The organism is Flexivirga sp. G2 (assembly GCF_055397625.1).
In genome coordinates, this window is sequence record NZ_AP039675.1 from 4,153,019 (window position 1) to 4,178,107 (window position 25,089).

Here is a 25,089-nt window from a genome sequence, read left to right on the forward strand (position 1 = left end):
AGCCGTCACTCGCGATGGAGGTGGCCGGGACGGGACGCGTAGCGTGGTGCCGGTGAGCATTCCGACATACACACTCCAGGACGGCACGACGCTCCCGGCGATCGGTTTCGGGACCTACCCGCTCAAGGGCACCGACGGCGTGACCGCCATCGGGTCCGCACTCGCCGCCGGCTACCGATTGCTCGACACCGCAGTCAATTACGAGAACGAAGCCGAAGTCGGCGAAGCCCTGCGCCGATCCGGCATCCCGCGCGACGACGTCCGCATCCAGACCAAGATCCCCGGCCGGCATCATGCGTATGACGACGCGCTCGCGTCGATCCGCACGTCTCTCGAGACTCTCGGCATCGACCGCATCGACGTGCAGCTCATCCATTGGCCCAACCCGAGCGTGGATAAGTTCGTCGAGGCATGGAAGGCGCTGGTGACCGCGCAGCAGGACGGCCTCGTCAGCACCATCGGCGTCTCGAACTTCACCGCCGAGCATCTCGCGCGGATCATCGAAGCGACCGGAGTCACGCCGGCGGTCAATCAGATCGAACTGCACCCCTACTTTCCCCAGGTCGAGATGCGAAAGACCCACGCGGACCTCGGGATTCGCACCGAGGCCTGGAGCCCGATGGGCAAGCGTCAGGCTCCGTTCGACGAGGCACCCGTCGCCGATGCGGCCCGGGCACACGACGTCACGCCGGGTCAGGTCATCCTGCGCTGGCACCACCAGCTCGGCTCACTGCCGCTGCCGAAATCCGCCACGCCGGAGCGACAGCAGGCCAACCTCGACGTCTTCGGTTTCGAGCTGTCCGACGCGGAGATGGCGGCCATCACCGGCCTGGGTCGCGAGGACGGGCGTCTCTTCGGCGGCGACCCGAACACCCACGAGGAAATGTGACAGGGGCCCGGATCTCGATACGCTCGCTCGTCCCTCACGAGCTACTCGGCCACCTCGGGGTGTCAGTTGTCGCTGCGCACCGGGTCGTATGACGCACGCCGCGCGGCCCGGCGCAGCACCACCAGCACCGGCCGACCCAGCAGGGCGATCGCCAACGCATTCGTGATCGCACGTCCGGTGTCCCAGCCACCTGTCGACGTGACCAGCGTGTAGACGCCGAAGCGGTGCAGGTTGTCCAACAGCGAATCCCCTGGCACATAGGCGAGATTCGCGTGCCCGGAGATGTCGGTGCCGGCGAGGAAAGGCCACCCGTAGAGGTTCATCAACGCGCCGAAGAGGTATGCCGCCAGCACGCCATACGCGATGAGCATCACGATCTCGCGCGTGCCACGGACCCGGCGCGGCAGCAGCCCCGCTCCCAGCCCGATCCATGCGGAACAGAGCATCTGGAAGGGCAGCCACGGACCCACGCCAGCAGTGATGAGCGCGGACGCGAAGAGCGACGTACAGCCGAGGACGAAGCCGAAGCCAGGACCGAACACGCGACCCGCGAGAATCAGCAGGAAGAAGACGGTCTCGACACCACCAGTGCCGCCACCCATCGGTCGCAGCGCTGCATCAACGGCAGACAGCACACCGAGCATCGCGAGCGCCTTGGAATCCATTCCGCCGTCGGCGAATTCAGCCAGAACGACGAAGACGAGCAGCGGCAGCGTGGCCGCGAAGATGATCGGTGCGTCGGTGACGTGGGCGCTGCCGGACACGTCGTTGTGCGTCAGCAGTGGCCAGCAGAACATCGCCAGACCGGCGACGCTGATCAGCGCGAGGACGAGTGCCGACCGAGCGCGCAGCGGGACAGCGTGACTGCCCAGCGTCGTCACCAGGTCCGGCCGGCTGCCGGGCGCACCCGGTGTCACCGTCTGATTCACGACGATTTCCCCAAAGAGATTGCGACGTCGTCGACCGTGAGGAACTCGTGCGGCGCGAGGACCTTGGCGACCTGCGGTGCGAAGACCGGCGAGGACGCCACGACCTCCGCCGTCGGGCCGTCGGCGATCACGTCGCCGTCGGCCAGCACGACGACCCGATCTGCTGCCCCGGCGACGAACTCCACGTCATGGGTCGCCACGAGCACGGCATGCCCGTCACGCGCGAGCGCATCCAGTTGTCTCGACAGCAGCGCCTTCGCTGTGTAGTCCAGCCCGCGCGTCGGCTCATCCAGCAGCAGCACGCGCGGACGTCCTGCCAGTTGGATCGCCAGGACGAGCGAAAGACGTTGTCCTTCGGACAGATCGCGGGGGTGCTGGCTCCCGTCGATGCCCGGCGCGAGCTCGTCGAGGAGTTCGCGCGCTGCTGGTCCGGCAGCCGCGCACTCCTCGTCGACGCTCTCCAGATAGAGCAGGTCGGCCGCGCTCTGCGGAACCAGACCGATCCGCGTCGCGGCGTCAGCTGCGTCCCGCCGCTTACCGTCCTTGGCTGCAGTCTCGATGCCGTCCACCAAGACCGAGCCGGAACTACGTGCGCCGCTGCCCTGCAACGCCCACATCAAGGAAGACTTGCCCGACCCGTTGCGACCCATCAGTGCTGTCACCGTGCCGGACGCGAGCTCGAGATCGACCTCTCGTACGGCCACCCGCCGGCCGTAGCGCACCGTCACGCCACCCGCCCGGAGCACGGTCTCCCCCGCCGCCCGGCTTCGCACGGTCGGTGCTTCGAGCTTCTCCCGCAACGGTCGCGCCGCTCGACGAGCGTCCCTGACGGACAACGGGATCGGCGTCCAGGAGCACAGTCTCCCGAGTTCCACCACCGGCGGGGCGACCGGCGCATCGATCATCATCGTCGCCGGATCGCCACTGCGGACGACGCCGCCACCGGGCAGGGTGATCACCGAATCGGCATACTGCACAGCCCTTTCCAGTCGGTGCTCGGCCATCACGACCGTCGTCCCGAGGTCATGCACGAGTCGGGTGATCGCCGCCAGCACCTCCTCGGCGGACCCCGGGTCCAACGCGGACGTCGGCTCGTCCAGGACGAGCACCTTGGGTGCTGTCACCAGCGCCGCACCGATCGCGACGCGTTGCTGCTGCCCGCCGGACAACGTGGTCAGGGATCGAGCCCGCAGCGCAGCGATCCCCAGCAGGTCCAGCGTCTCTTCGGCCCGCTTGCGCATGGTGGCCGGCGAGACCCCCAATTGCTCCATTCCATAGGCAAGTTCATCTTCGACGGTGTCCGCGACGAATCCCGCGAGCGGGTCCTGGCCGACGCGGCCGACGACGTCGGCCATTTCACGCGGCGGGTGGTCCCGAGTGTCCATGCCGGCGACCGTCACGGTCCCGGACAGTCGCCCGCCGGTGAAGTGCGGCACGAGCCCGTTGATCGTGCCGAGCAGGGTGGACTTGCCGACACCGGTGCGTCCCACGACCAGTGCGAGCTCACCCTCTTCGACCGAGAGATCGACGTGCGCCAACTCCGGTGCCCGGTCGTCGGCATACCTCACCGACACGTCACGCAACTCGATCATGCGGGCACCTCCTCGTCCTCGGCCGAGTCCTGCATCGAATCCTGACCCGAATCGCGTATGACGCCGGGTGGCGACACCGCCGCCGCGACCAAGCCGACCACCGCCGCCACCAAGGGAAGCAGGTCCACCACCGGCCACTCCACCGGCGAGGTCGACGGATCCAAGTGGTCCGGCGTCACATGCGTGGCAAGGAGCATCAGCACGCCCGACGCCAGCCCCGCAGCGGCGACCGCGGCAGCGATCACGTCGAACGACTCGGGTCGATATCTGGTCACGGTGCGCTCCCGCGAGGAGAAGGCGAGGCTGCCGGCCGCGAGCACGACACCGACGACGAAGGCGGGCCACCGGAAAAGGGACGGTGCGCGATCGTCGAGCACACCGAAGATGCCGACACACACCGCGATCAGCCCGACAACCGTCACCACTCCGAGGATCCGTCGGGTCCGCACCGGGGTCGGTCCGCGCCGACCGTAACCACGCGAATCCATCGCAGCGGCAAGCAGAAGCGAGCGATCGAGCGCGTCGGCCAACACCGGCACGATCATCCGTCGCACCACGTGCCATTTCTTGCCGTCCCGATCCGGACGCAGCTGCTGTGCTCGTCGCACGCGGCGGAGACTGTCCGCGATCTGTGGGAAGACGGACACGGCAACCACGACGACCGTGCCGATGTCGTAGAGCCCGATCGGCACCACCTTGAGCAGCCGCTTCGGATTCGCCAGCGAGTTGGCCGCGCCGATGCAGATGATCATCGCCGCGAGCCGGAGTCCGTCATACAGGCCGGCGAGCAGATCCGACAGGTGCACCGGCCCGAGCAGGCTGACGCCGGCTGCCCACTCCGGCAACGGGATCGACGGCAGGTCCAGGAGGACCGTGCCACCGCTGGACTCCCCGAGGAGGCACCGGAATGCCACCCGCACCACGACGATGAAGAGCCCGAGCAGCAGGTAGAGCCGCAGCGAGCGCGACCACGGCGCGTTGCCGCGGCGCAGCACCACGACGAAGCAAGCAACGCCGATCAGGAGCAACAACAACAGCGGGTTGGTCGTGAACGACGCCGCCACGGCCAGGCCGATCGCCCACAACCACCAGGCGACCGGATGGACCGACCCAGGCAGCCGACTCACCCGAGGTTGCGCCGGCGGACGATCGCGATGGCGCCGCCGCCGACGACGAGTGCCGCCAGGACGATGCCACCGACGACGGTTGTTGCGTTGACACCGGACGACTTCTTGGAGTCCTTGATCAGGTCGTCACTGTTGGCCATGGCCGCATTCTCCGCGTCGCCCCTCGAACCTCCGGCCGCCCCGGCGGACGAGCTCGACGACGCCGTGCCGTGCTTCGCCTTCGCGGCGCTGCTCGCCGACGCGGAACGGCTGGCCTTCGCCTTCTTCGCGGCAGCCTTCTGCTTCGCTGCCTTCGATGCCTTGGCCGCCTTCGACGCCTTGGCCGCCTTCGTCTGTGCGGCGGCGGTCGTCGACTCCGGCTGCGATCCACCGCCGTCACCTGTGCCCGGCGTCGAACCGCTCTTGCTCGTGGTGGTCTTCGTGCCGTTCGGCGCGGTCGAGCTCGTATGACGCGGCGGTGCCGGCGGCTGCGTGGTGTGTGTCGCCGGCGGTGGCTTCGGCGCGCTCGCCGGACGGGACGGCGCGGCGCCGGGCGCGACATTGGTCGACCCCTGAGTGAACGACCAGCCCTCGAAACCGCCGGGTATGACGGTGCGGTTCGTCAGCCCGTCGGAGCTGTAGGTCCACGAACCACCGTTGGCCGCGTGCCAGTAGCTCCAGTACGCATCCGCCGGAGGCATGCGCGGGCAGGAGCGGTCCGGCTTGCCGTACAACGTGCACACGACGCTGTCGCCATACATGCCCGTGCCGGTCATCGGGATCCCGGCCGCGCGCAGCGCATCGAGCCCGTTGGCGCCGGCACCGACCGGAGCGCAGCGGATCGCGACCCCACCACCGAGTCCACGGAAGTCCACGACGACCGTCACGCCGGAGCTGGTCTTGCAGTAGCCGTTGTAACCGGCCGCCTGTGCGGGCGCGGCCGATCCGACATACGCGAAGGTGGTGGCCGAAGTGGCGAGTGCGAGGGCTGCGGCCGATCGCACCGTGCGGCTGGGCATGCGGGCGGTGTCCTTTCGTGTCGCGACTTCCCGCGCGCGACAGACTCTCGCCCGCGACTGCAGTCCTCGACAGTCGATCCGGTGTTGGGCGCTGCAGGTATTCCGACTCGCGACCGACCGGCCACTCACGGCTGCGGGACAGCGCCGGACTCGCACCGGCTTCCCCTGCTCACACCCCGGCGCCCGACACGGACGCCGTCCCACAGATTAGCAGCGCTTGTGCATGGGACCGGAATGCCGCAGAGTCACGCGGGTGACCTCCGGACCCACCCTCGACACTGCTACCGCTGTCGACGCCATCGCCGAGCTGGCCGGCCGGAACGACCGCGTCGTCGTCGGGCTGACCGGGCCACCCGCGACCGGCAAGTCGACCGCCGCCGACGTGCTCGCCCGCGGGTGTCGCGAGCGCGGCCTCCGCACGGTGATCGCCCCGATGGACGGCTTCCACCTGGCGCAGGCCGTCCTCGACGAACGAGGCTGGAGGCCGGTCAAGGGAGCACCGCACACGTTCGACGCCGTCGGGTATGTCGAACTGCTCGCCCGGATTCGACGCGGCGGCGAGCAGACCGGCAAGCACATCGGCGACGACATCGGGCAGGACACCGTGTGGGCGCCCGCCTTCGACCGGTCGCTGGAGGAGCCGATCGCCGGCTCGATCCCGATCGCCCCGGACACGCAGGTCGTGCTGACCGAGGGCAACTATCTGCTGCTCGCGGACCGGCCCTGGCGCGAGGTGCCAGGTTTGCTGGACGCCATTTGGTATGTCGAGACCCCCGACGAACTGCGCCGCGAGCGACTCATCGAACGACACCGCAGCTACGGCCGCAGCGTGGCGGAGGCGACGCAGCGAGCGCTGGGTTCGGACGAGCGGAACGCGGTGCTGGTGCGGTCGACGCGGGAGCGTGCGGACGCCATACTCCTGCTGCCGTGAGGACCGGCACTCTGTGACCGATCGCACGCGCACGCGGTATATCGCCGAGCGCGCCGAGGCAACCTGACCGCCGGTCGTGCGTCTACCCACCGTGAGGTGCGACGCGATGATCGCTGGACGGCAGCCGGTTCCCGGCCTGCCGCGGTGCGGCGTTCCCTTCCACCACGACGACTGGTTAGGGTCTGGGCGAGGGGTCGGGACGTCATGACACTGACCGCGCCCGCCGTGTATGCCGAAAGGCCGTATCGCTTGGGAGGTCGGGTCCATGACCGTGGCTCACTCCCTCGCCCTGCCACGATGACCGCGGACGAACCGGTCGATCTGGCCGAGCTCTACCGCACGCACCACCTGCAGATGGTGCGGCTCGCGCGCCTGCTGGTCGACGACACCGCGAGCGCCGAGGACGTCGTCCAGGAAGCGTTCCTCGGGATGCACCGCAACCGGGCCGCGCTGCGTGATTCCCGGGCCGCGGTCGGCTACCTGCGGCAGGCGGTCGTCAACCAGTCCAGGTCGATGTTGCGGCGGCGCCGGACCGTGCGCGCCCACCTCAAGGTCGCCGAGCCGGAGATCGCGCCGCCCGCCGACACCGACGTGATCCTCGCCGAGGAGCACCAGGAGGTGCTGCGGGCGGTCGACCAATTGCCGCCGCGGCAGCGCGAGGTGCTGGTGCTGCGCTACTGGTCCGACATGTCCGAGGCGGACATCGCCGACGCGCTCGGCATCAGCAAGGGCACCGTCAAATCACAGGCAAGCAGGGCCATGGCCACACTCACCAAGATCATGCAAGGAGGCGTACCCGATGAATCCGTCTGAGCAACACGACCAGGAGGACCTGGAACGCCGCCTGCGCGACGCGTTCGCCGCGAAGGCGTTGCAGGTCTCCGACGCAGACCTGGACCGGGATCGCGAGGAGCAGTTCGCCGCGGCACTGAACAGCCGACGGCGGACCAGCCCGATGACCCGGATCTTCGCCGGCGTCGGCGCGGCGGCTGCCGCGGCAGCGATCGTCGGCGTCACCGTGGTCGCACTGCACGACGGCGGCAAGCACGAGGTCGTCAACGGACTGTCGCCGGCGATGAGCTCGAGCTCGGCCAGTCCGTCACCCAGCACGACCGGCAGTCCCGCATCGACCGGCGGTTCGAGGACACCGGCGCTGAACGAGCCCGTCACCCCACGCAGCGGGCTGAGCACACAGCTGCCGTCCTCCGACGGCAGCAGCGCCAAATCCTCGGCGGCCAGGTCCGGGACGACGACCTCGTCAGCCAGCGGTCCGTCTGCGCTGACCGGTCCGTCCACCGCACGGTCCGACTCGACCTCCACGAAGCTGTCCGCTGCAGCCGACCAGCCCCCGGCCATGTCACCGAGCCTGCCCCAGGCGAGTCCGCTGAGTGATCAGGAGTACGCCGGCGCGGTGCCGCTGGAGAGCCCGTCCGGCGGACCCCGGATGCTCGCCATGCCGTCGGACCTGACCTGGCAGCGAACGGCCGAGAGCGACAACAGCCTGACGGTCCGGATCACCTACCTGCCGACCGACCTCGAGGCCTACTGGCAACAGACGCTGCCCGGTGAGGGCTGGATCGAGGACGGCTCGGGTTGGAGCTACCCCGGCACGTCATACACGGTGAGCGCGATCAGCGACAAGGGCAGCTTCACCGTCACCTGGTGATCGGCAGCGCGAGCGCTCGCGCGCTGTAGTGCGTTGCGGCGCTTGACGATCGGCCGTCCGACGCGAACATCGAAGTGCCTTTTGTAAGGCCCCTCCGACAGACCCATCATGGCGTTACGAACAAATTGTTCGTATGCCGTGAGAGGAGAACTTCATGTCGTTGCTTCGAGTCGATGCCAGCCTCCGGGTGGAGGGTTCGTACAGCCGGGAGCTGGGTGACATCGTCGAACAGGCCTGGCGGGCCGACCGCCCGAACGGCCACGTCGTGCGGCGTGACGTCGGGCTGTCCCCGTTGCGGGCGACCGCACTCGGTGACGCCATCAGTGCCGGACCACTCGAGCCCGCGCAGCGGACGCCGGACCAGCAGCAGGCGGTCGACCTGGCCGAGACCCTGGGCCAGGAACTTCTCGACGCCGGCGCATTGCTGCTCGCCGTGCCGTTCTACAACTTCGGGGTCTCGCAGCACATCAAGTCGTGGATCGACCTGATCTTCACCCATCCGGCCTTCTACCCGGGCGGCCCGTCGCCGATCGCCGGCAAGCCCGCCGTGCTCGCGGTCGCTCGCGGCGGCGCGTACGGCCCGGGCACCCCACGGGACGGCTGGGATCACGGAACTCCGTGGATCCGCCGCATCCTCGAGGACGTATGGCGGATGGACCTCAACGTCGTCGAGATCGAGTTCACCCTCGCCGGGGTGAGCCCCGGCCTCGACGAGTTCACCGAACTGGCCGCCGAACTGCGCACCTCCGCGCACGAGCGTGCACGGGACCACGGCAAGCTCCTCGCCCGCGGGACGGCGGCATGACCGGGCCCCGGCCGGGTCCGCCGCTACGCCTTCGCGCGACCGACCCCGCTCTTCTCGTGCGCGCGACGACGTTCGGCGATCTCGCCATGGTGGGCCACCGCCCAGCCGGCCAGCGCCATGACGGCGTCCAGTAGTGACGTCCCCAGGTCCGTGAGCTCGTAGACGACCCGCGGCGGCACCTCGGCGTAGGCGGTCCGCGTCAGCAGGCCGTCGCGTTCCAACTCCTTCAGGGTCAGGGTCAGCATCCGCTGCGAGATGCCCGGAACGCTCGCCTGCAGATCGGAGTAGCGCAGCGCGCCCTCGCCGAGTGTGCTGATCACCAGCACCGACCACTTGTCACCGATGCGATCGAGCACCTCGCGGATGAAGGCACTGTCCTCCGGCCATGTGGTGCACGGCCCCGCCACCTGCCGGATGCGTGTCATCGAACTCCCTGATTCCTACGTATTGGCTGTAACCACACCAATGGTAAGCACCTCAGGTCAGCCCCGGTCCGCGCCGAGCGTGCGACTGATCCCTGCGCGCCAGGCGGCATGCTGCGCCTCGCGGACCTGCGGGCTGATCTGCGGGTCCCATTGGCCGGCGCGGTGCCAGTTGCGGCGCAGCACCTTGATGTCCGACCAGTAGTCGACCGCAAGGCCTGCGAGGTATGCCGCGCCGAGGCTCACGGTCTCGCTGATGGTCGGCCGCACCACCGACACGTCCAGCACGTCGGCGACCATCTGCATCATCAGATGGTTGGCCGTCATACCGCCGTCGACGCGCAGCGACTTCAACGGCACGCCGGCGTCCGCCGCCATGGCCTCGACGACGTCGCTGGTCTGCCAGGCGCACGACTCGAGCACCGCCCGCGCGAGGTGCCCGGCGGTGACGAAGCTGGTCAGTCCGGAGATGACACCGCGAGCGCCGGAAGACCAATAGGGAGAGAACAATCCGGTGAACGCCGGCACCACGACGCATCCGCCGCTGTCGTCCACTGTGCGGGCGAGCGTCTCGATCTCCGGAGCCGTCTTGATCAGCCCGAGTCCGTCGCGCACCCACTGCACGAGGCCTCCTGCGACGGCGATCGACCCCTCCAGCGCATAGGCCGTCGACCCGTCCGCGAGCTGATAGGCGACGGTCGACAGCATCCCGTGCGTGGAGCGCACGATCTCGTCACCGGTGTTCATCAGCAGGAAGGCGCCGGTGCCGTAGGTGCACTTGACCTCGCCCGCTTCGAAACAGGTTTGGCCGAACAACGCGCTCTGCTGGTCACCGACGGCGGCGGCCACCGGGACGCCGGCCAGGGCACCGGTCGCGGTGCCGACGACCGCGGACGAGGGCACGATCCGCGGCAGGATCGCCTCGGGCACGTCGAAGAACTCCAACAGCTCCGGATCCCATTGCAACGACTCGAGATTCATCATCAACGTGCGACTCGCGTTCGTCACATCGGTGACATGTATGCCGCCGCTCGGCCCGCCCGTGAGGTTCCAGATCAGCCAGGTCTCCATCGTGCCGAGCAGCAGGTCGCCGCGTCGGGCGCGGTCGCGCAGTTCGGGACGGCTGTCCATCAGCCAGGACAGCCGAGGCGCCGTGAAGTAGGACGCCGGCGGGATCCCGGCCCGCTTCCGGAAGAAGTCGGCACCGGGGTCCTCGAGCAGTCGGTCGGCGATCGACCGGGTGCGCGTGTCCTGCCAGACGATCGCCGGACACACCGGCCGACCGGTCCGGCGCTCCCACAGCACGAGCGTCTCCCGTTGGTTGGCGATGCCGACCGCGGCCACGTCCGAAACCGAGATGCCGAGGTCGGCCAGCGCCTCCGGTATGACGCGACGGGTGTTGTGCCAGATCTCGGCAGCGTCGTGCTCGACCCATCCCGGGTGCGGGAAGATCTGCCGGTGCTCGCGCTGGCCCATGCCGGCGAGCCGGCCGTGCTGGTCGAACAGCATTGCCCGGGTGGACGTGGTCCCCTGGTCGATGCTGAGGACATAGCGCGCGGTGGTCACCGCCCTACCACCGTTTCGCCATGAGGGCGTGGCTGGTGCCGCGCGCGGCTTCGTGCAACGACGAGAGCACGTCGTCGCGGGCAGCGCGGCCGGGCGAGAGCACCTGCGAGACCGTCCCGCGCACTCCGAGTGCAGCGACCACCATCCCGCCGTGGCTGCGCACGGGCACCGCGAGCCCGGCCTGGTCAGGCCGGGACGCAGCGACGTTGACGGCGAAGCCGCGGCGCCGCGTGAGCACTGCTTCGGCGCGCAACCGCTCCAGGGTCTGCTCCGCTCGTATGTCGTCGGCGTCGGGCCGGAGTCCCTCCAGGACGCGGGTGCCGATCGGACTGAGCGCCAGCAACACCTTGCCCTCGGCGGTCGCCGCGAGGTCGACCGGATCACCGATCTCGACCCGCTGCGGAGCCGGCGACGCACTGAAGACGTGATGGGCGGTCACGCCCTCGCCGATCTCGGCGGCCGGGGCGTCCGGCAGGACGACGAGCCGTGCCGACAGTCGGGTTCGTGCGGCCAACGCGTCCACCCAGTTGGTCGCGCGTGACCGCATTTCGTTGATATCCATGGGTTTCAGCCGCGCCGCCAGCACTTCGCCGGCCAGCAGATAGTCGCCGCTGCTCGGGTCCTGCTCGACGAAACCCACCTCGACGAGGGTTCGAACGATGCCGTGCACGGTGCTCTTGCTGAGGCCGAGAGCACCGGAGAGTTCGCCCAGTGGACGGCCGTGTCCGCCGGCGAGCAGTCGCATGATCGCCGCCGCACGTTCGACCGATTGCACACTGCCCGGCATACGTCCCGAGGGTAATCGCTGGCACCCCTTCGACAATGTCAAACGGCTGCATCCCCCGGCATCGGCAATGGATCTACGTTGACGTCGCGCACCGCATTTGTGATGCGGCTCACACTCCTGGAGAGGTACGCATGCCATGAGAAATCCAGCCATCCCGCCCCATGAGGTGGACGCCCGATGAGCGCCGTCACCGCACCGATGAAACACGGCCTCGGGCTCAAGCAGTTGGGCGGAGTCTGGGGTGAGTGCGCGGCCGAGTTCCTCGGCACCTGCGTGCTGATCCTCTTCGGCGACGGCGTCGTCGCGATGGCCGTCGCGGCCCTGCCCGGGTCGGGCCGCGCCGAGAACGCCACGACGATCTTCCTCGCTTCGGGCGACTGGCTCCTCATCACCTGGGGCTGGGCGTTCGCGGTCTGTTTCGGCGTCTACATCGCCGGCGGTGTCACCGGCGCCCACCTGAACCCCGCCGTGACACTGGCGTTCGCGGTACGGCGCAAGTTCCCGTGGCGCAAGGTGGCGCCGTACTGGATCAGTCAGATCGTCGGCGCGTTCGTCGGCGCCGCCCTGGTCTGGTGGAACTACCACGACTCGATCAATGCCTACGACCATGCGGCCGCCAAGGGCGGCGCAACGTTGGTCCACGGGCACACCAACGCGACGTTCTCGATCTTCGCGACCTTCCCGTCACCGGTCTTCAACGGCTCGATGTGGGGACCGCTGCTCGACCAGATCATCGGCACCGCACTGCTGCTGCTGTGCATCGCCGCCGTGGTCGACGCACGCAACACCATCGTCAAGGCCAACCTCGGTCCCGTGGTCATCGGTTTCGTCGTCGCCGCGATCGGCATGAGCTTCGGCGCCAACGCCGGGTATGCGATCAACCCGGCACGTGACCTCGGCCCGCGCATCCTCGCCTACTTCGCCGGATTCGGTGAACTCGCACTACCCGGAACCGTCCACGGCCCAGGCGGATTCAGCGGATACATGTGGGTGCCCATAGTCGGGCCACTGATCGGTGGCGTGATCGGCATCTTCATCTACGACCTGTTCATCGGCAAGGTGCTCGATGCCCGAGCGGCGCTGGGAGTCCCGGAGGACGCGCCCGAGCAAGTGATCGAGGACGACGAATGAGTAGTCGACTCCTGATCACCAACAGCGACAACACTTTTCACTTCTGCAGGAGAAACAATGGCTGATTTCGTAGGAGCCCTGGACCAGGGCACGACGAGCACTCGATTCATGATCTTCGACCACGGCGGCAACGAGATCGCCAAGCGTCAGCTCGAGCACGAGCAGATCATGCCGCAGGCCGGCTGGGTCGAGCACAGCCCGCTGGAGATCATCGACCGGACCCGCACCGTCATGGGCAGTGCGTTGGCGAACGCCAATCTGCAGGCCAGTGACCTGGATTCGATCGGCGTCACCAACCAGCGTGAGACGACCGTCGTCTGGAACAAGAAGACGGGGCGCCCCTACTACAACGCGATCGTGTGGCAGGACACCCGAACCGACCGGATCGCTTCCGCGCTGGAGCGGGACGGCAAGGGCGACGTCATCCGGCAGAAGGCGGGCATCCCGCCGGCGACGTACTTCTCGGCCGGCAAGATCCAGTGGATGTTGGAGAACGTCGACGGGCTGCGCGAGGCCGCGCAGAACGGCGATGCGATCTTCGGCAACACCGACAGCTGGGTGCTGTGGAATCTCACCGGCGGCACCGACGGCGGTGTGCACGTCACCGATGTGACCAACGCCAGCCGGACGATGCTGATGAACCTCGAGACGCTGGACTGGGACGACGAACTGTTGTCGTTCTTCGACATACCGCGTTCGATGCTGCCGGAGATCCGACCCAGTTCGGACCCGAACTTCTACGGCACCACGTTGCGCAGCGGGCCGATCGGCGGCGAGGTCCCGCTCGCCGGCGACCTCGGCGATCAGCAGGCTGCCACCGTCGGCCAGGTGTGTTTCGCCCCCGGCGAGGCGAAGAACACCTACGGCACCGGCAACTTCCTGCTGATGAACACCGGCGAGGAGATCGTCCGCAGCAAGAGCGGGTTGCTGACCACACCGGCCTACAAGTTCGGCGACAGTCCCGCCGTCTACGCGCTCGAGGGTTCGATCGCGGTGACCGGTAGCGCCGTCCAGTGGCTGCGCGACCAGCTCGGCATCATCTCCGGTGCCGCCGAGACCGAGCAGCTCGCCCGACAGGTCGATGACACCGGCGGCATGTACTTCGTGCCGGCCTTCTCCGGCCTCTTCGCGCCCTACTGGCGCTCGGACGCACGCGGCGCGATCGTCGGTATGTCGCGGTTCAACACCAACGCCCACCTGGCCCGGGCAACGCTCGAATCCATTTGCTACCAGAGCAAAGACGTCGCCGACGCGATGGAGAAGGACTCGGGCGTGAAGCTCGACGTGCTCAAGGTCGACGGCGGGGTCACCGCCAACAGCCTGTGCATGCAGTTGCAGGCCGACATCCTCGGCGTCCCCGTGTCACGCCCGGTCGTCGCCGAGACGACCGCGCTGGGTGCGGCATACGCAGCGGGTCTGGCGACCGGGTTCTGGAACAACACCGACGAGTTGCGTGCCAATTGGAACGAGGACCAGCGCTGGTCGCCGGAGTGGAACGACGAGCAGCGCGCCACCGGATATGCCGGCTGGCAGAAGTCCGTGCAGCGCACGCTCGACTGGGTCGACGTGGAGTGAGGTCGCCGTCGACCCGCATCGCGGGGCCGGTTCGGTGGGCTGGATCACATCCACTGCCGACCGAACCGGCCGCGCGAGGCGCACGCCGGACCGGTACCTAGAGTGGAAGACAGCCATCGTCGTCAGGCGATCGGCAGCCAGGAGGAACTTTCATGGTGATGCAGCCCAACAGCGCCCGACTCGGGCCCGAAGAGCGCGTGCAGGCGTGGAAAGACCTGCAGGAGCGCGAGTTCGACGTCCTCGTCATCGGTGGCGGGGTGACCGGATCGGGAGCCGCCCTCGACGCGGCGACCCGTGGACTACGCACCGCGCTGGTCGAGTCACGCGACTTCGCCAGCGGCACGTCGTCGCGCAGCAGCAAACTCTTCCACGGCGGGCTGCGCTACCTGGAGCAGATGAACTTCGGCCTGGTCGCCGAGGCGTTGCGTGAGCGCGAGCTCATGCTGACCACGATCGCGCCGCACCTGGTGCATCCGGTGTCGTTCCTCTACCCGCTGTCCCACCGCGGTTGGGAACGCCCTTATGTCGCAACGGGTTTGGCGATGTACGACCAGATGGGTGGTGCCCGTTCGGTGCCTCGCCAGAAGCACCTCACCCGCGGCGGCGCGCTGAAGCTCTTCCCCAGTCTGAAGGCGGACTCGCTGGTCGGCGCGGTCCGCTACTACGACGCGCAGGCCGACGACGCGCGTCACACGATGACGGTCGCGCGCACCGCTGCGCACTACGGCGCCGTGGTGCGCAGCTCGTCCGAAGTCGTCGAGATCGTGCGCGAGGCGGACCGGGTGGTCGGTGCCGTCGTCCGGGACGTCGAGACCGACGAGCGGATCACGGTCCGCGCGAAGGTCGTTGTCAACGCGACGGGCGTGTGGACCGACGACGTGCAGCGAATGAGCGGCGGACGCGGACGGTTCCGGGTCCGCGCGTCCAAGGGCGTGCACATCCTGGTCCCGCGCGACCGGATCGCCGGCGAGGTCGGGTTGATCCTGCGCACCGAGAAGTCGGTGCTGTTCGTCATACCGTGGGGTCAGCAGTGGCTGATCGGCACGACCGACACCGACTGGACCCTCGACCTGGCGCACCCCGCGGCGACGGCGTCGGACATCGAATACCTTCTGGAACATGCGAATTCGGTGCTTGCGACGCCGATCACCAAGGAGGACATCCTCGGCGTGTATGCCGGGCTCCGCCCGCTGCTCGCCGGCGAGAGCGAGGACACCAGCCAGTTGTCGCGCGAGCACGCGGTCGCCCGCCCGCAGCCCGGACTGGTGTCGATCGCCGGTGGGAAATACACGACCTACCGAGTGATGGCCAAGGATGCGATCGACATCGCCGGCAAGGATCTCGGCGAGATCAAGGAGTCGGTCACCGACCGCGTTCCGCTCGTCGGCGCCGACGGGTATGCCGCGATGGTCAACCTCACCCGCGAGCTCTCGGACCAGACCGGCCTGCCGCCGTGGCGGATCGAGCACCTCCTGGGCCGCTACGGATCGAAGCTGGACGAACTCCTCGCGCTGACCGCTGAGGACGAATCCCTTTTGGAACCGGTCACCTCCGCCGAGACCTACCTGCGAGTGGAGCTGAAGTACGCGGTCACCCACGAGGGTGCACTGCATGTCGCCGACGTGCTCTCCCGACGCACCCGTATGTCGATCGAGACCAAGCACCGTGGCGTCGACGCCGCGCAGGAGACCGCCGACATCATGGCGCCGCTGCTCGGTTGGACCGAGGAGCAGAAGCGCCAGGAGGTCGAGACCTACCGCGAGCGCGTCGCCGCCGAACGCGCCTCGCAGGAGCTCGACACCGACTCCGAGAGCGACGCGGCCCGGCTGCGCGCCCCAGAGATGCGCCAGGGTCTGCGGCAGGTCACCGCCACGAAGTAGCGGGCTCCCCGCGACCGCACACATCGCCACTGTCGTGACTTGTTCGCCGTTTTCGCTTGATTTCGGCGAGTAAGTCACGACAGTAGCGATCACGTCGTCGTGAGTTGTTCCGGATCGACCCGCAGGATCCGGTCGTCACCGGGCCGCGGGTCGCCCCGGGTGTCGGTGTTGTTGGTCAGCACCCACAGCGACTTGTCGGGAGCGACCACCACGTCACGTAGCCGACCGTAGGTCCGCACGAAGTACTGCTTCGACGTCGACGGCCGTGCCACCGGAACCACGATCAACCGCTGTCCGCCGAGTGCCGCGATGTAGATGGTGTTCCCCAGGATCGCCATACCGCTGGGGCTGGCTTCGGAGGTCGGCCATTGCTGCACCGGATTCCGATATCTGGCGGATTGAGTGTCGTGAGGGACGAGCGACGTATCGAAATCCGTCTTCGCGCGGCCCTCGTACACCGGCCACCCGTAGTTATCACCGGGCACGATGACGTTGAGTTCGTCCCAGGTGTTCTCGCCGAACTCCACGGCGAACATCGTGCGGTCCGCGGCCCACGCCATCCCCTGGACGTTGCGGTGACCCATCGACCACACCCGACTGCCGGAGAACGGATTGTCGTCCGGCACAGCGCCGTCGGGCTCCATCCGCAGGATCTTGCCCGCCAAACTGCTTCTGTCCTGGGCCAATTCGCGGCGAGTGCTGTCGCCGGTCGAGATGTACAGCTTTCCGTCCGGACCGAATTCGACGCGGCCACCGTTGTGCACGACCCCGGCCGGTATGCCGTCGAGGATCTGCTGACGCCCGGACAGTCGGACCGAGCCGCCACGTCGGGACCAGCGGTAGCGGACCACCTGATTGGTCTCGTCCTCGGCGGTGAAATAGACGACCAGCCAACCGCCGGAGACCGCCATACCGAGCAGGCCGCCTTCGCCGCCGTGCTTGACGCCCGGCACCGTGAAGACGTCGCGCAGCCGGCCGTCGACCAGTTGCCGGATGTGGGCGTCGTCGCGTTGGCTGATCAACGCCGCCCCGTCCGCCCAGACGACCGACCAGGGCGCCTGCAACCCCGTGACGACGTCGGTTACGCCCGGCCCGGATGTCGCCGACCCGGACGGCGCGGTCGACGGATCACCATCGGCGCCAGTGCTTTTCGACGTGCACCCAGCCATGGCCACGAGCGATGACACGCCCGCCGCGGCCAGCACTGCTCGCCGACTCACGATCGGATCCCGACTCATCGTCAACCACCACCCGACTCCATCGTGCCGCGCGACGACTTTCGCCATACAGGGGACGCACAGGATCGTCATAGACTTGGCCATGGCAGCGCACAGTCAGCCGGAAGAGGGTGGACCACCATGAGCAACACATCTGGCCTCAAGCGACCCGACGGGTCCCCCGTGCGCGTCCTCGTCGTCGACGACGAGAGCAATCTGACCGAACTCCTCTCCATGGCACTGCGCTACGAGGGGTGGGAGATCAAGAGCGCGGGCACCGGGACGAGCGCGGTCCGCACGGCCAAGGAGTTCCGGCCCGACGCGGTCGTGCTCGACATGATGCTGCCCGACTTCGACGGCATGGAGGTGCTGCGGCGACTGCGTGACGAGGACCCGACGCTGCCGGTGCTCTTCCTGACCGCGCGCGACGCCGTCGAGGACCGCGTCGCAGGCCTCACCGCCGGCGGCGACGACTACGTCACCAAGCCGTTCTCCCTGGAGGAAGTGGTCGCGCGGGTGCGCGCGCTGCTGCGGCGCTCCGTCGCGATGACAGAGGACTCCTCGTCGACGCTGGTCGTCGGCGATCTGCGACTCGACGAGGACAGCCACGAGGTCTTCCGCGGAGACACCGAGATCAGCCTGACCGCAACGGAATTCGAGCTGTTGCGCTACCTGATGCGCAACCCGAAGCGGGTGCTGTCCAAGGCGCAGATCCTGGACCGGGTGTGGCACTACGACTTCGGCGGCCAGGCGAACGTCGTGGAGCTCTACATCTCCTACCTGCGCAAGAAGATCGACGCCGGTCGTGACCCGATGATCCACACCATGCGGGGCGCCGGTTACGTCCTGAAGCCCGCCAGTTGAGCGGGGCTCACCCACCGACCGGTTCCGCGATGACCACTCACCCGTCCTGGCGCCCCAGCCGGTGGACGCTGCGCACCAAACTCGTCGCGTGGATGCTGCTGCTGTTCATCGTGGTCACCGCCGCGGTCGGTGCGCTCACCGTGTGGCAGCTCAGCCGGACATTGGGCGGCCAGATGGACAACCAGCTCAACCAATCGGCAGCACGGTTCAACGGCCAGTACAGCGACACCATCGGCGGACCGCCGCCGGTCGCGGGTGAGTCCGTCCGGGTGACCCTGCTCAGCTCCACCGGACAGCTCGCGCCATTAGCGGTGCGCTATCGCGACGGAAGCACCGGTGTCGAGACCGACAACTCCGTCTACGGTTTCAAGACACCACGCGGCCTCAGCACGAAGCAGATCGGCATCCTGCAGAAGGCGGGCATCGGCACGTCGCCGAAAACGGTCGAGCTCGGCGGCTATCTGGGCGAATACCGCATGATCGCGGTTCACTCGGAGGCCGGGGTCGGGGTGGGACCGACACTGCACAACGCCGGAGTCACGACCATCATCGGTCTGCCGATGGATCCGAATCGGTCGACCGTCGTGAAGACCGCTCTCGCGATCGGGCTGCTCAGCGGATCGGGCGTGATCCTCGTGGCGCTGGCAGCGACCTACATCATCCGGCGCAACCTGGAGCCGCTGCGCCGCGTCGCGGCGACGGCGACGCGTGTCTCGAAACTCCCACTGTCCTCCGGCGAGGTCGTCATGTCCGAACGGGTCGAACCGCGCGACACCGACGAGCGCACCGAGGTCGGCCAGGTCGGCGCGTCGCTCAACGACATGCTCGATCACATCGACAACGCACTCACCGCCCGGCAGGCGAGCGAGACACAGGTGCGGCAGTTCGTCGCCGACGCCTCGCACGAACTGCGCACTCCGCTCGCCTCCATCCGCGGGTATGCCGAGCTGTCCCGGCGCGAGACCGAACCGGTGCCGCAAGGTGTGACGCACGCGCTCGGGCGCATCGAGTCCGAGGCCGACCGGATGACCACTCTCGTCGAGGACCTGTTGCTGCTCGCCCGACTCGACTCCGGCCGCCCGCTCAACTTCGAGCCGGTCGAGTTGCCGCTCATCGCGATCGAGACGGTGAGCGATGCACGCGCAGCCGGGCCTGACCACCGCTGGGGCCTCGACCTGCCCGAGGAGAGCATCGAGATCGAGGCCGATGAGGCACGCATCCGGCAGATCCTGATCAACCTGCTCGGCAACGCGCGCAAGCACACGCCCGAGGGCACCACGGTCGTCGCGGTCGTCCGACCGCACAACGGAGGCGCACTGCTGCAGGTGCGGGACAACGGGCCCGGCATACCTCCGGAGCTGGTGCCGCACATCTTCGAACGCTTCACCCGCGGCGATGTGGCACGCACCCGGACCGAGGGATCGACCGGCCTCGGCCTGTCCATCGTCTCCGCCGTCGTCGCCGCCCACCACGGCACGGTGGACGTGACATCGCGTCCGGGTGAGACGGTCTTCTCCATCTGGTTGCCGCGTCGGCAGCCCGCCTCGAACGCGCCGGCGACGAACCCGACCGCGCCGAATCCGACCGCACCAAGAGTGCCGGTATGACGAGTGCGCCCCGCCATACCCGACTGAAACACCAGCTGAGCAGCTTCGCGGTCATCGGCATCGCGAGCACCATCGCGAATGTCGTCCTGTTCTACGTGCTCAACCTCACGATGAACGCGCAGGTCGCGAACGCGCTCTCGCTGATCGTCACCACGGTTCTGAACACCGCCGCGAACCGACGCTTCACGTTCGGCGTCCGGTCCCGTGAGGGTGCCGGTCGCGCCCAGCTGCAGGGACTGGTGCTCTGGTTGGTCATGTGGGCCGCGACCGCACTCGCGCTGTTCCTGCTGCTGCACGCGAACCCGGACGCCTCACACACGTCGCAATCGGTGGTCCAGCTGGCAGGGAACGTCGTGGCGACGATCATCCGATTCGTCATGCTGCGGCGCTGGTTCGCGCCGAAACCCGCTGTCGCCATACAGGATTGACGCCCGGACCCAGAGGTGGCCGAGGAACTCGTGAGGCACGAGCGAGTGTCTCGAGGTCCCGACTCCCAGTGGTGACCGAGGAACTCGTGAGGCACGAGCGAGTGTCTCGAGGTCCCGACCGTGTCGCGCTCGTGGAGGCGGAGGGAACCGTCGCGCTCGAGCCCGCTCGTCCCTCGCGGGATCGAGCGCTCCTCCCAAATCCCCCGTGCCCAATAATCGAAGAAGGACCCCGACGAAAAGCATGTCGGGATCCTTCTTCGATGTGCGGAGGCGGAGGGATTTGAACCCTCGATGGGGTTTTATCCCCAAACCCGCTTAGCAGGCGGGCGCCATAGACCAGACTAGGCGACGCCTCCAGTGCCTCACTCGTGGTGAAGCGTGGCAAGGCTACCCAAGAGGCAGTCCCCGTTCAAAACGGGGTGGCCCGACCGGCAACCGAGGACAAAGGTACGGCGTCTACTGTGACGGGGCTTGATTTGTGATCGGCACGATCCGTCGGTCACACTCGTTCATCGACAATGATCACGGAACGATAACGAACTCCAGGTGAAGGCAGGCGAATGACGGGCAACGTCGGGGGCGTCGGTGGACGACGCCATGTACCGGACCATGACCCGGACGAGACCATCATCGCCACCCGGCGAGAGCTCGTCCGACGTCAGGCCGCGGCACGCCCGGCAGCCGGCTCACGTGCGGATCTCCGCATCGCCCGGGCTCGCGACGTACGCCGTGCTCTCGGCCTGACCGCACTGTCCGTGCTGCTGCCCGGGCTCGGCCTGCTGTGGACCAAGCGCCGGATGATCGGCTACGCCATGATCGGCGTCACGGTGATCGGGGCGATCTGCCTGGGCATCATCGTGTCCAGCGGTGGGCTGATCCACGGCACGGCACAGCTGCTCACCAAGAAGGGCCTGGTGCTGCTGCTCTTCTGCACGATCGGCGGCGGACTCCTCTGGATCGCCGGCATCGTGCTGACCGCCCTGACGACCAGCGGTCGACGCTGGCCGGACCAGACGCGCTGGATGCACCGGATCTTCGCGACCGTGATGTGCCTCGTGGTCGCCGCACCCGCTGCGTATGCCGCGCATGACGTGTGGATCACCCGCAACGCGTTCAACAACATCTTCCACGACCGCTACACCACCAACACCAACGCCGCCACCCCCGGCAGCGGCAGCGACCCGTGGAAGGACACGCCTCGGGTCAACATCCTGCTGTTCGGTTCCGACGCGGGAGCCGACCGCATCAATCAGCGACCCGACTCGCTGATCGTCGCCAGCATCGACACGAAGACCGGCGACACCGTGCTGGTGAGCGTGCCGCGGAACATGGGTCACGCCCCGTTCCCCGCGAGCGACCCGCTGCACAAGCTCTACCCCGACGGCTACACGAAGCTGCCCGGTGAGACCGACAACGCGGCCGGCCTGATGGAGGGTGTCTGGCTGCTCGGCAACGACCACAAGGACCTGTTCCCCAAGGACGACCCCAACCCCGGTCTCACCGCCACCAAGGACGCCGTCACCGGCATCACCGGCCTCGGCATCGACTACACGGCCACCATCGACATGGCCGGCTTCGAGCAGCTGGTCAACGCCATGGGCGGCGTCTACGTCAACGTCAAGGCCGACCCGGGCTCGACGTTCGACCCCAGCAAGGGCATCCCGATCGGTGGTGAGATCGAGAACGGTGCGATCAAGCCCGGTTCCATCACCGGATGGATCAAGCCCGGCTATCAGAAGCTCAACGGCCATGACGCGCTGTGGTACTCGCGCAGCCGGGTCGGATCCGCCAGCGGTGACGACAACCGCATGCGCCGGCAGCGCTGCATGATCAACGATCTGATTTCGCAGGTCAATCCGTTCCAGATGGTCCAGAAGTTCCCGTCGATCATGCAGGTCGCATCCGACAACATCCGGATCGACATCAAGCAGGACGATCTGCCGGCCTGGGCGACACTCGCGCAGAAGATGAAGGGCGGCAACATGCGGACCGTCGACATCTCGGACCCGAAGAGCAACTGGGACCCGGACTACACGAAGATCCACGCACGGATCCAGGCGGCGCTCAAGGCCGGGCACAACAAGAAGGCCGCAACGCCGAACAAGAGCAAGAAGGCCGCCCGCAGCACCACCGCGTCCAGTACGCCGGCCACGCCGTCGTCGACCACCGAGAGCGCGTTCAGCAGCACTGCCGACTCCTGCTGAGCAGCCGAGCGACTCCGTGAGCAACTCCCGCCCCACTGCCGCGTCAGCGCGATGGGGTTGGATGTTGCCATGAGTTCACGGACTGTGTTGGGAGTCACGGCGGGAGCCCTGATCGTCGCGGGCGGCGTCGGCGGCTACATGTACTGGCAGCAGACCGACAGCGTGAACAAGCAGGACTCTGCAGCCAAATCGGCGGCGACCGAGTTCGCGCACGACTGGTCGACCCGTCAGCTCGGAGCGGCGTCATACATCGGCACGAGCGGTGAGGGCGCCGCGGCCAACTTCGCGACGGCGACGGCGGCCCTGGGCAAGGGGCCGATCACGGTCGACGTCGCGAAGTTCAACCGCGACGGCGACACCGCGACGGCGACGCTGCACGTGGCGTGGACGCTCGCCAACAAGCGCACCTTCAGCTGGGACGACCCGATCGACCTGGCCAAACAGGGTCAGGTGTGGGGCGTCAAGGTCGACTCTTCCACGTCCCTCTGGCACCCGAAGCTGCAGGCATCCGACGCGTTCGTGGTGCATCAGGACAACGGCCTGCGAGGAGAGATCAGGGGTGCCGACGACAGCGGCATCATGATCAACCAGAAGGTCTACGACATCTCGATCGACCCGACCAAGGGCACCGACGCCTCGATCGGACAACTCCAGAACGTCCTGAACATCACCGGTCTGGTCGACAAGCTGCACGCGGCGAAGAAGGCACATTCGCAGGCGCTGATCCCGGTGATCACCTACCGGCAGGACGACTACATCATTTATCAGAACAGTGTTCAGGGTCTGGCCGGCGTCGTGGTCACGAGTCGCAAGCAGCCGTTGGCGGCCACCCGGACATTCGCACAGCCGCTGCTCGGCGGAGTCGGTCCGGTCACCGCCGACATGATCAAGAAACACCCGAACACCTACCGTGAGGGACAGGTCGCCGGCTTGTCCGGCCTCCAGGCGCAGTATGACGCGACGCTGCGGTCCACCCCCGGCTTCACCATCACGCCACGGTCCAACACCTCCCAAGTGCTGTTCGGCAGCAAGGCCAAGAACGGCACCAACATCTCGGTCACGCTGGACCCGCGTGTCCAGAACGCCGCGGAGAAGGCGCTGGAGTCGCAGAAGAACAAGCCCGCCGCGATCGTGGCGATCAACGTCAAGACCGGCAATGTGAGCGCGGTGGCCAACTCACCGTCATACGGCATCAACCGGGCGATCTCCGGTCGCTACGCACCGGGTTCACAGATGAAGATCGCGACGACCTACGCACTGCTGACGCATGGTTTCGATCCGAACAAGGTCGTGCCATGCCCGAAGTCCGTGTTCGTCAACGGCTACCGCATCGGCAACTTCGAGGGCGAGACGGCCGGGCGCCCGAAGTTCACCGAGGACTTCGCCAAGTCGTGCAACACCGCGTTCGTGAAGGCCTCGTCCGACTTCAGCGACACCGAGTTGCAGCAGGCCGCCAATACGCTCGGTTTCGGCGTCGACTGGAGCAAACAGGTCGGGGTCGACGGTGCTTTCGCCGGCAACGTTCCGACCGCGAACGGCCCTACGGACAAAGCGGTTTCGGTCTTCGGACAAGGTCGCGTGCAGGGCTCACCGTTGTCCATCGCGGTGATGGCAGGTTCGGTGGCACGCGGGTCGATGATCCCGCCGGCGCTGGTCACCTCGCCGGCACCGAAGGGGTCGCGGACTCCAAAACCGTTGGACAAGAACGCAGTTCGGGAGCTCAAGTCGCTGATGCGCAACACGGTCACCCACGGGACGGCCACGGCCGTCAAGAAAGTGCCGGGTGGCCCGGTCTACGCCAAGACCGGCACGTCGGAGTGGGCCGAGGGTGGCAAGACGGGCGTCAACGGCTGGCTGACCGGCTGGCAGGGCGACACGGCGTTCTGCGTGCTGGTCGAGGACGTGCCCAAGGGCAAGAGCGGTGGCGACACCGCCGCACCCGTCGCCGCGAAATTCCTCACCACCCTTGCCAACAGCTGACTTTCGCTGACGGCCTGGTGCCGTGACGCCGTACCCAAGTCTCCCCAGGGTCAAGCTCGGACCAGTCCCAGGCTCCTTGCTGTACCCAACTCTCCCCAGGGTCGAGATCGGACCGGGCCAACACAGAACGCCCCGGCGGCGCTGCTGCGCTGCCGGGGCGTTCTGCTGGTCGGACTCAGTGCCCGGCCATGGATCGTGCTAAATCTGGGGTGCTACCTCGGTCGTCGATCAGACCGGGTTGACGTTGGCCGCCTGCGGGCCCTTGTCACCCTGGGTGATCTCGAACTCGACGCGCTGTGCCTCTTCGAGGCTGCGGTAACCCTGAGACTGGATCGCGGTGAAGTGGACGAAGACGTCCGGGCCGCCGCCATCCTGGGCGATGAAGCCAAAGCCCTTTTCAGCGTTGAACCACTTGACGGTTCCCTGTGCCATTGGGGGTAACTCTCAATCTATTGTTCTTCGTTGCGCGTGACCACGCACTTTACGAGGCC

22 protein-coding genes, 1 tRNA gene and 1 riboswitch are annotated in these 25,089 nt (G+C 67.6%); of the genes, 13 read left to right on the forward strand and 10 right to left on the reverse strand.

Annotation, left to right across the window (positions count from 1 at the left end; translation table 11 throughout):
• Positions 1-52 precede the first annotated feature (52 nt).
• Positions 53-889, forward strand: coding sequence for an aldo/keto reductase (locus tag ACZ50J_RS20110; protein ID WP_464298932.1), 837 nt, complete (start codon positions 53-55; stop codon positions 887-889).
• A gap of 62 nt (positions 890-951) precedes the next feature.
• On the opposite strand, the gene ACZ50J_RS20115 is transcribed toward ACZ50J_RS20110, so the two are convergent.
• The 4 genes from ACZ50J_RS20115 to ACZ50J_RS20130 are packed head-to-tail and all read right to left on the reverse strand — an operon-like array spanning position 952 to position 5,535.
• Entirely contained in the window at positions 952-1,818 is an 867-nt protein-coding gene (locus ACZ50J_RS20115) for an ECF transporter S component (protein ID WP_464298933.1), read from the reverse strand.
• A complete protein-coding gene (locus tag ACZ50J_RS20120; RefSeq protein ID WP_464298934.1) occupies positions 1,815-3,410 on the reverse strand; it encodes an ABC transporter ATP-binding protein in 1,596 nt (531 codons plus the stop codon). Before ACZ50J_RS20120 ends, ACZ50J_RS20115 begins: the two co-directional genes overlap by 4 nt.
• The gene (locus tag ACZ50J_RS20125; RefSeq protein WP_464298935.1) at positions 3,407-4,537 is read right to left on the reverse strand and encodes an energy-coupling factor transporter transmembrane component T; all 1,131 of its coding nucleotides are present in this window, start codon (positions 4,535-4,537) and stop codon (positions 3,407-3,409) included. Before ACZ50J_RS20125 ends, ACZ50J_RS20120 begins: the two co-directional genes overlap by 4 nt.
• Positions 4,534-5,535: a hypothetical protein gene (locus tag ACZ50J_RS20130; RefSeq protein ID WP_464298936.1), complete on the reverse strand. Its 1,002-nt coding sequence runs from the start codon at positions 5,533-5,535 to the stop codon at positions 4,534-4,536. Before ACZ50J_RS20130 ends, ACZ50J_RS20125 begins: the two co-directional genes overlap by 4 nt.
• 75 nt (positions 5,536-5,610) lie before the next feature.
• Positions 5,611-5,748, reverse strand: a riboswitch (cobalamin riboswitch).
• Positions 5,749-5,788: 40 nt separating this feature from the next.
• Here ACZ50J_RS20130 and ACZ50J_RS20135 point away from each other — a divergent pair.
• From ACZ50J_RS20135 to ACZ50J_RS20150, 4 genes are all read left to right on the forward strand, one after another.
• Positions 5,789-6,466 carry a nucleoside/nucleotide kinase family protein gene (locus ACZ50J_RS20135; RefSeq protein WP_464298937.1) on the forward strand — a complete coding sequence of 226 codons (678 nt, stop codon included), beginning with the start codon at positions 5,789-5,791 and terminating at the stop codon, positions 6,464-6,466.
• 297 nt (positions 6,467-6,763) lie between these two features.
• Positions 6,764-7,279, forward strand: a complete 516-nt coding sequence (locus ACZ50J_RS20140) for an RNA polymerase sigma factor (protein ID WP_464298938.1) — start codon at positions 6,764-6,766, stop codon at positions 7,277-7,279.
• Positions 7,266-8,132 (forward strand): hypothetical protein, encoded by an 867-nt coding sequence (locus ACZ50J_RS20145; RefSeq protein ID WP_464298939.1) that lies wholly within the window; start codon positions 7,266-7,268, stop codon positions 8,130-8,132. Before ACZ50J_RS20140 ends, ACZ50J_RS20145 begins: the two co-directional genes overlap by 14 nt.
• 154 nt (positions 8,133-8,286) lie before the next feature.
• Positions 8,287-8,937, forward strand: coding sequence for an FMN-dependent NADH-azoreductase (locus tag ACZ50J_RS20150; protein ID WP_464298940.1), 651 nt, complete (start codon positions 8,287-8,289; stop codon positions 8,935-8,937).
• Positions 8,938-8,960: 23 nt separating this feature from the next.
• Here the strand turns inward: ACZ50J_RS20150 and ACZ50J_RS20155 are convergent, their stop codons facing one another.
• The 3 genes from ACZ50J_RS20155 to ACZ50J_RS20165 are packed head-to-tail and all read right to left on the reverse strand — an operon-like array spanning position 8,961 to position 11,712.
• Positions 8,961-9,362 (reverse strand): winged helix-turn-helix transcriptional regulator, encoded by a 402-nt coding sequence (locus ACZ50J_RS20155; RefSeq protein ID WP_464298941.1) that lies wholly within the window; start codon positions 9,360-9,362, stop codon positions 8,961-8,963.
• 57 nt (positions 9,363-9,419) lie between these two features.
• On the reverse strand, positions 9,420-10,925 hold the full coding sequence (gene glpK / locus ACZ50J_RS20160; RefSeq protein ID WP_464298942.1) for a glycerol kinase GlpK: 1,506 nt from the start codon (positions 10,923-10,925) through the stop codon (positions 9,420-9,422).
• 4 nt (positions 10,926-10,929) lie between these two features.
• Positions 10,930-11,712, reverse strand: coding sequence for an IclR family transcriptional regulator (locus ACZ50J_RS20165; protein WP_464298943.1), 783 nt, complete (start codon positions 11,710-11,712; stop codon positions 10,930-10,932).
• A 177-nt stretch (positions 11,713-11,889) separates the two neighbouring features.
• Between ACZ50J_RS20165 and ACZ50J_RS20170 the strand changes: the two genes are divergently transcribed.
• From ACZ50J_RS20170 to ACZ50J_RS20180, 3 genes are all read left to right on the forward strand, one after another.
• Positions 11,890-12,843 (forward strand): MIP/aquaporin family protein, encoded by a 954-nt coding sequence (locus ACZ50J_RS20170; protein WP_464298944.1) that lies wholly within the window; start codon positions 11,890-11,892, stop codon positions 12,841-12,843.
• Between the two features lie 57 nt (positions 12,844-12,900).
• On the forward strand, positions 12,901-14,418 hold the full coding sequence (gene glpK / locus ACZ50J_RS20175) for a glycerol kinase GlpK (protein WP_464298945.1): 1,518 nt from the start codon (positions 12,901-12,903) through the stop codon (positions 14,416-14,418).
• 152 nt (positions 14,419-14,570) lie between these two features.
• Positions 14,571-16,298 carry a glycerol-3-phosphate dehydrogenase/oxidase gene (locus ACZ50J_RS20180; RefSeq protein ID WP_464298946.1) on the forward strand — a complete coding sequence of 576 codons (1,728 nt, stop codon included), beginning with the start codon at positions 14,571-14,573 and terminating at the stop codon, positions 16,296-16,298.
• 89 nt (positions 16,299-16,387) lie between these two features.
• Here the strand turns inward: ACZ50J_RS20180 and ACZ50J_RS20185 are convergent, their stop codons facing one another.
• Positions 16,388-17,518, reverse strand: coding sequence for a PQQ-dependent sugar dehydrogenase (locus ACZ50J_RS20185; protein WP_464298947.1), 1,131 nt, complete (start codon positions 17,516-17,518; stop codon positions 16,388-16,390).
• A 138-nt stretch (positions 17,519-17,656) separates the two neighbouring features.
• On the opposite strand from ACZ50J_RS20185, the gene ACZ50J_RS20190 reads away from it, so the two are divergent.
• The 3 genes from ACZ50J_RS20190 to ACZ50J_RS20200 are packed head-to-tail and all read left to right on the forward strand — an operon-like array spanning position 17,657 to position 20,414.
• On the forward strand, positions 17,657-18,379 hold the full coding sequence (locus ACZ50J_RS20190; protein ID WP_464298948.1) for a response regulator transcription factor: 723 nt from the start codon (positions 17,657-17,659) through the stop codon (positions 18,377-18,379).
• A gap of 29 nt (positions 18,380-18,408) precedes the next feature.
• Positions 18,409-19,986 carry a sensor histidine kinase gene (locus ACZ50J_RS20195; RefSeq protein ID WP_464298949.1) on the forward strand — a complete coding sequence of 526 codons (1,578 nt, stop codon included), beginning with the start codon at positions 18,409-18,411 and terminating at the stop codon, positions 19,984-19,986.
• Positions 19,983-20,414, forward strand: coding sequence for a GtrA family protein (locus tag ACZ50J_RS20200; protein ID WP_464298950.1), 432 nt, complete (start codon positions 19,983-19,985; stop codon positions 20,412-20,414). The genes ACZ50J_RS20195 and ACZ50J_RS20200 overlap by 4 nt, the downstream gene beginning before the upstream one ends.
• A gap of 265 nt (positions 20,415-20,679) precedes the next feature.
• Here the strand turns inward: ACZ50J_RS20200 and ACZ50J_RS20205 are convergent.
• A tRNA-Ser gene (locus ACZ50J_RS20205) sits at positions 20,680-20,770 on the reverse strand.
• A 204-nt stretch (positions 20,771-20,974) separates the two neighbouring features.
• On the opposite strand from ACZ50J_RS20205, the gene ACZ50J_RS20210 reads away from it, so the two are divergent.
• Positions 20,975-22,618 carry an LCP family protein gene (locus ACZ50J_RS20210; protein WP_464298951.1) on the forward strand — a complete coding sequence of 548 codons (1,644 nt, stop codon included), beginning with the start codon at positions 20,975-20,977 and terminating at the stop codon, positions 22,616-22,618.
• A gap of 69 nt (positions 22,619-22,687) precedes the next feature.
• Complete coding sequence (locus ACZ50J_RS20215; RefSeq protein ID WP_464298952.1) at positions 22,688-24,598, forward strand: penicillin-binding transpeptidase domain-containing protein; 1,911 nt, start codon at positions 22,688-22,690, stop codon at positions 24,596-24,598.
• 228 nt (positions 24,599-24,826) lie between these two features.
• On the opposite strand, the gene ACZ50J_RS20220 is transcribed toward ACZ50J_RS20215, so the two are convergent.
• A complete protein-coding gene (locus ACZ50J_RS20220; RefSeq protein WP_325551828.1) occupies positions 24,827-25,030 on the reverse strand; it encodes a cold-shock protein in 204 nt (67 codons plus the stop codon).
• Positions 25,031-25,089 lie beyond the last annotated feature (59 nt).

What these genes read in the sequence shown, in the direction of transcription:
- ACZ50J_RS20120 (WP_464298934.1), bottom strand. Translation starts at nt 3,410, where the DNA reads ATGATCGAGTTGCGTGACGTGTCGGTGAGGTATGCCGACGACCGGGCA.
- ACZ50J_RS20130 (WP_464298936.1), bottom strand. Translation starts at nt 5,535, where the DNA reads ATGCCCAGCCGCACGGTGCGATCGGCCGCAGCCCTCGCACTCGCCACT.
- ACZ50J_RS20140 (WP_464298938.1), top strand. Translation starts at nt 6,764, where the DNA reads ATGACCGCGGACGAACCGGTCGATCTGGCCGAGCTCTACCGCACGCAC.
- ACZ50J_RS20145 (WP_464298939.1), top strand. Translation starts at nt 7,266, where the DNA reads ATGAATCCGTCTGAGCAACACGACCAGGAGGACCTGGAACGCCGCCTG.
- ACZ50J_RS20150 (WP_464298940.1), top strand. Translation starts at nt 8,287, where the DNA reads ATGTCGTTGCTTCGAGTCGATGCCAGCCTCCGGGTGGAGGGTTCGTAC.
- ACZ50J_RS20155 (WP_464298941.1), bottom strand. Translation starts at nt 9,362, where the DNA reads ATGACACGCATCCGGCAGGTGGCGGGGCCGTGCACCACATGGCCGGAG.
- ACZ50J_RS20165 (WP_464298943.1), bottom strand. Translation starts at nt 11,712, where the DNA reads ATGCCGGGCAGTGTGCAATCGGTCGAACGTGCGGCGGCGATCATGCGA.
- ACZ50J_RS20170 (WP_464298944.1), top strand. Translation starts at nt 11,890, where the DNA reads ATGAGCGCCGTCACCGCACCGATGAAACACGGCCTCGGGCTCAAGCAG.
- glpK (WP_464298945.1), top strand. Translation starts at nt 12,901, where the DNA reads ATGGCTGATTTCGTAGGAGCCCTGGACCAGGGCACGACGAGCACTCGA.
- ACZ50J_RS20180 (WP_464298946.1), top strand. Translation starts at nt 14,571, where the DNA reads ATGGTGATGCAGCCCAACAGCGCCCGACTCGGGCCCGAAGAGCGCGTG.
- ACZ50J_RS20190 (WP_464298948.1), top strand. Translation starts at nt 17,657, where the DNA reads ATGAGCAACACATCTGGCCTCAAGCGACCCGACGGGTCCCCCGTGCGC.
- ACZ50J_RS20195 (WP_464298949.1), top strand. Translation starts at nt 18,409, where the DNA reads ATGACCACTCACCCGTCCTGGCGCCCCAGCCGGTGGACGCTGCGCACC.
- ACZ50J_RS20200 (WP_464298950.1), top strand. Translation starts at nt 19,983, where the DNA reads ATGACGAGTGCGCCCCGCCATACCCGACTGAAACACCAGCTGAGCAGC.
- ACZ50J_RS20210 (WP_464298951.1), top strand. Translation starts at nt 20,975, where the DNA reads ATGACGGGCAACGTCGGGGGCGTCGGTGGACGACGCCATGTACCGGAC.
- ACZ50J_RS20215 (WP_464298952.1), top strand. Translation starts at nt 22,688, where the DNA reads ATGAGTTCACGGACTGTGTTGGGAGTCACGGCGGGAGCCCTGATCGTC.
- ACZ50J_RS20220 (WP_325551828.1), bottom strand. Translation starts at nt 25,030, where the DNA reads ATGGCACAGGGAACCGTCAAGTGGTTCAACGCTGAAAAGGGCTTTGGC.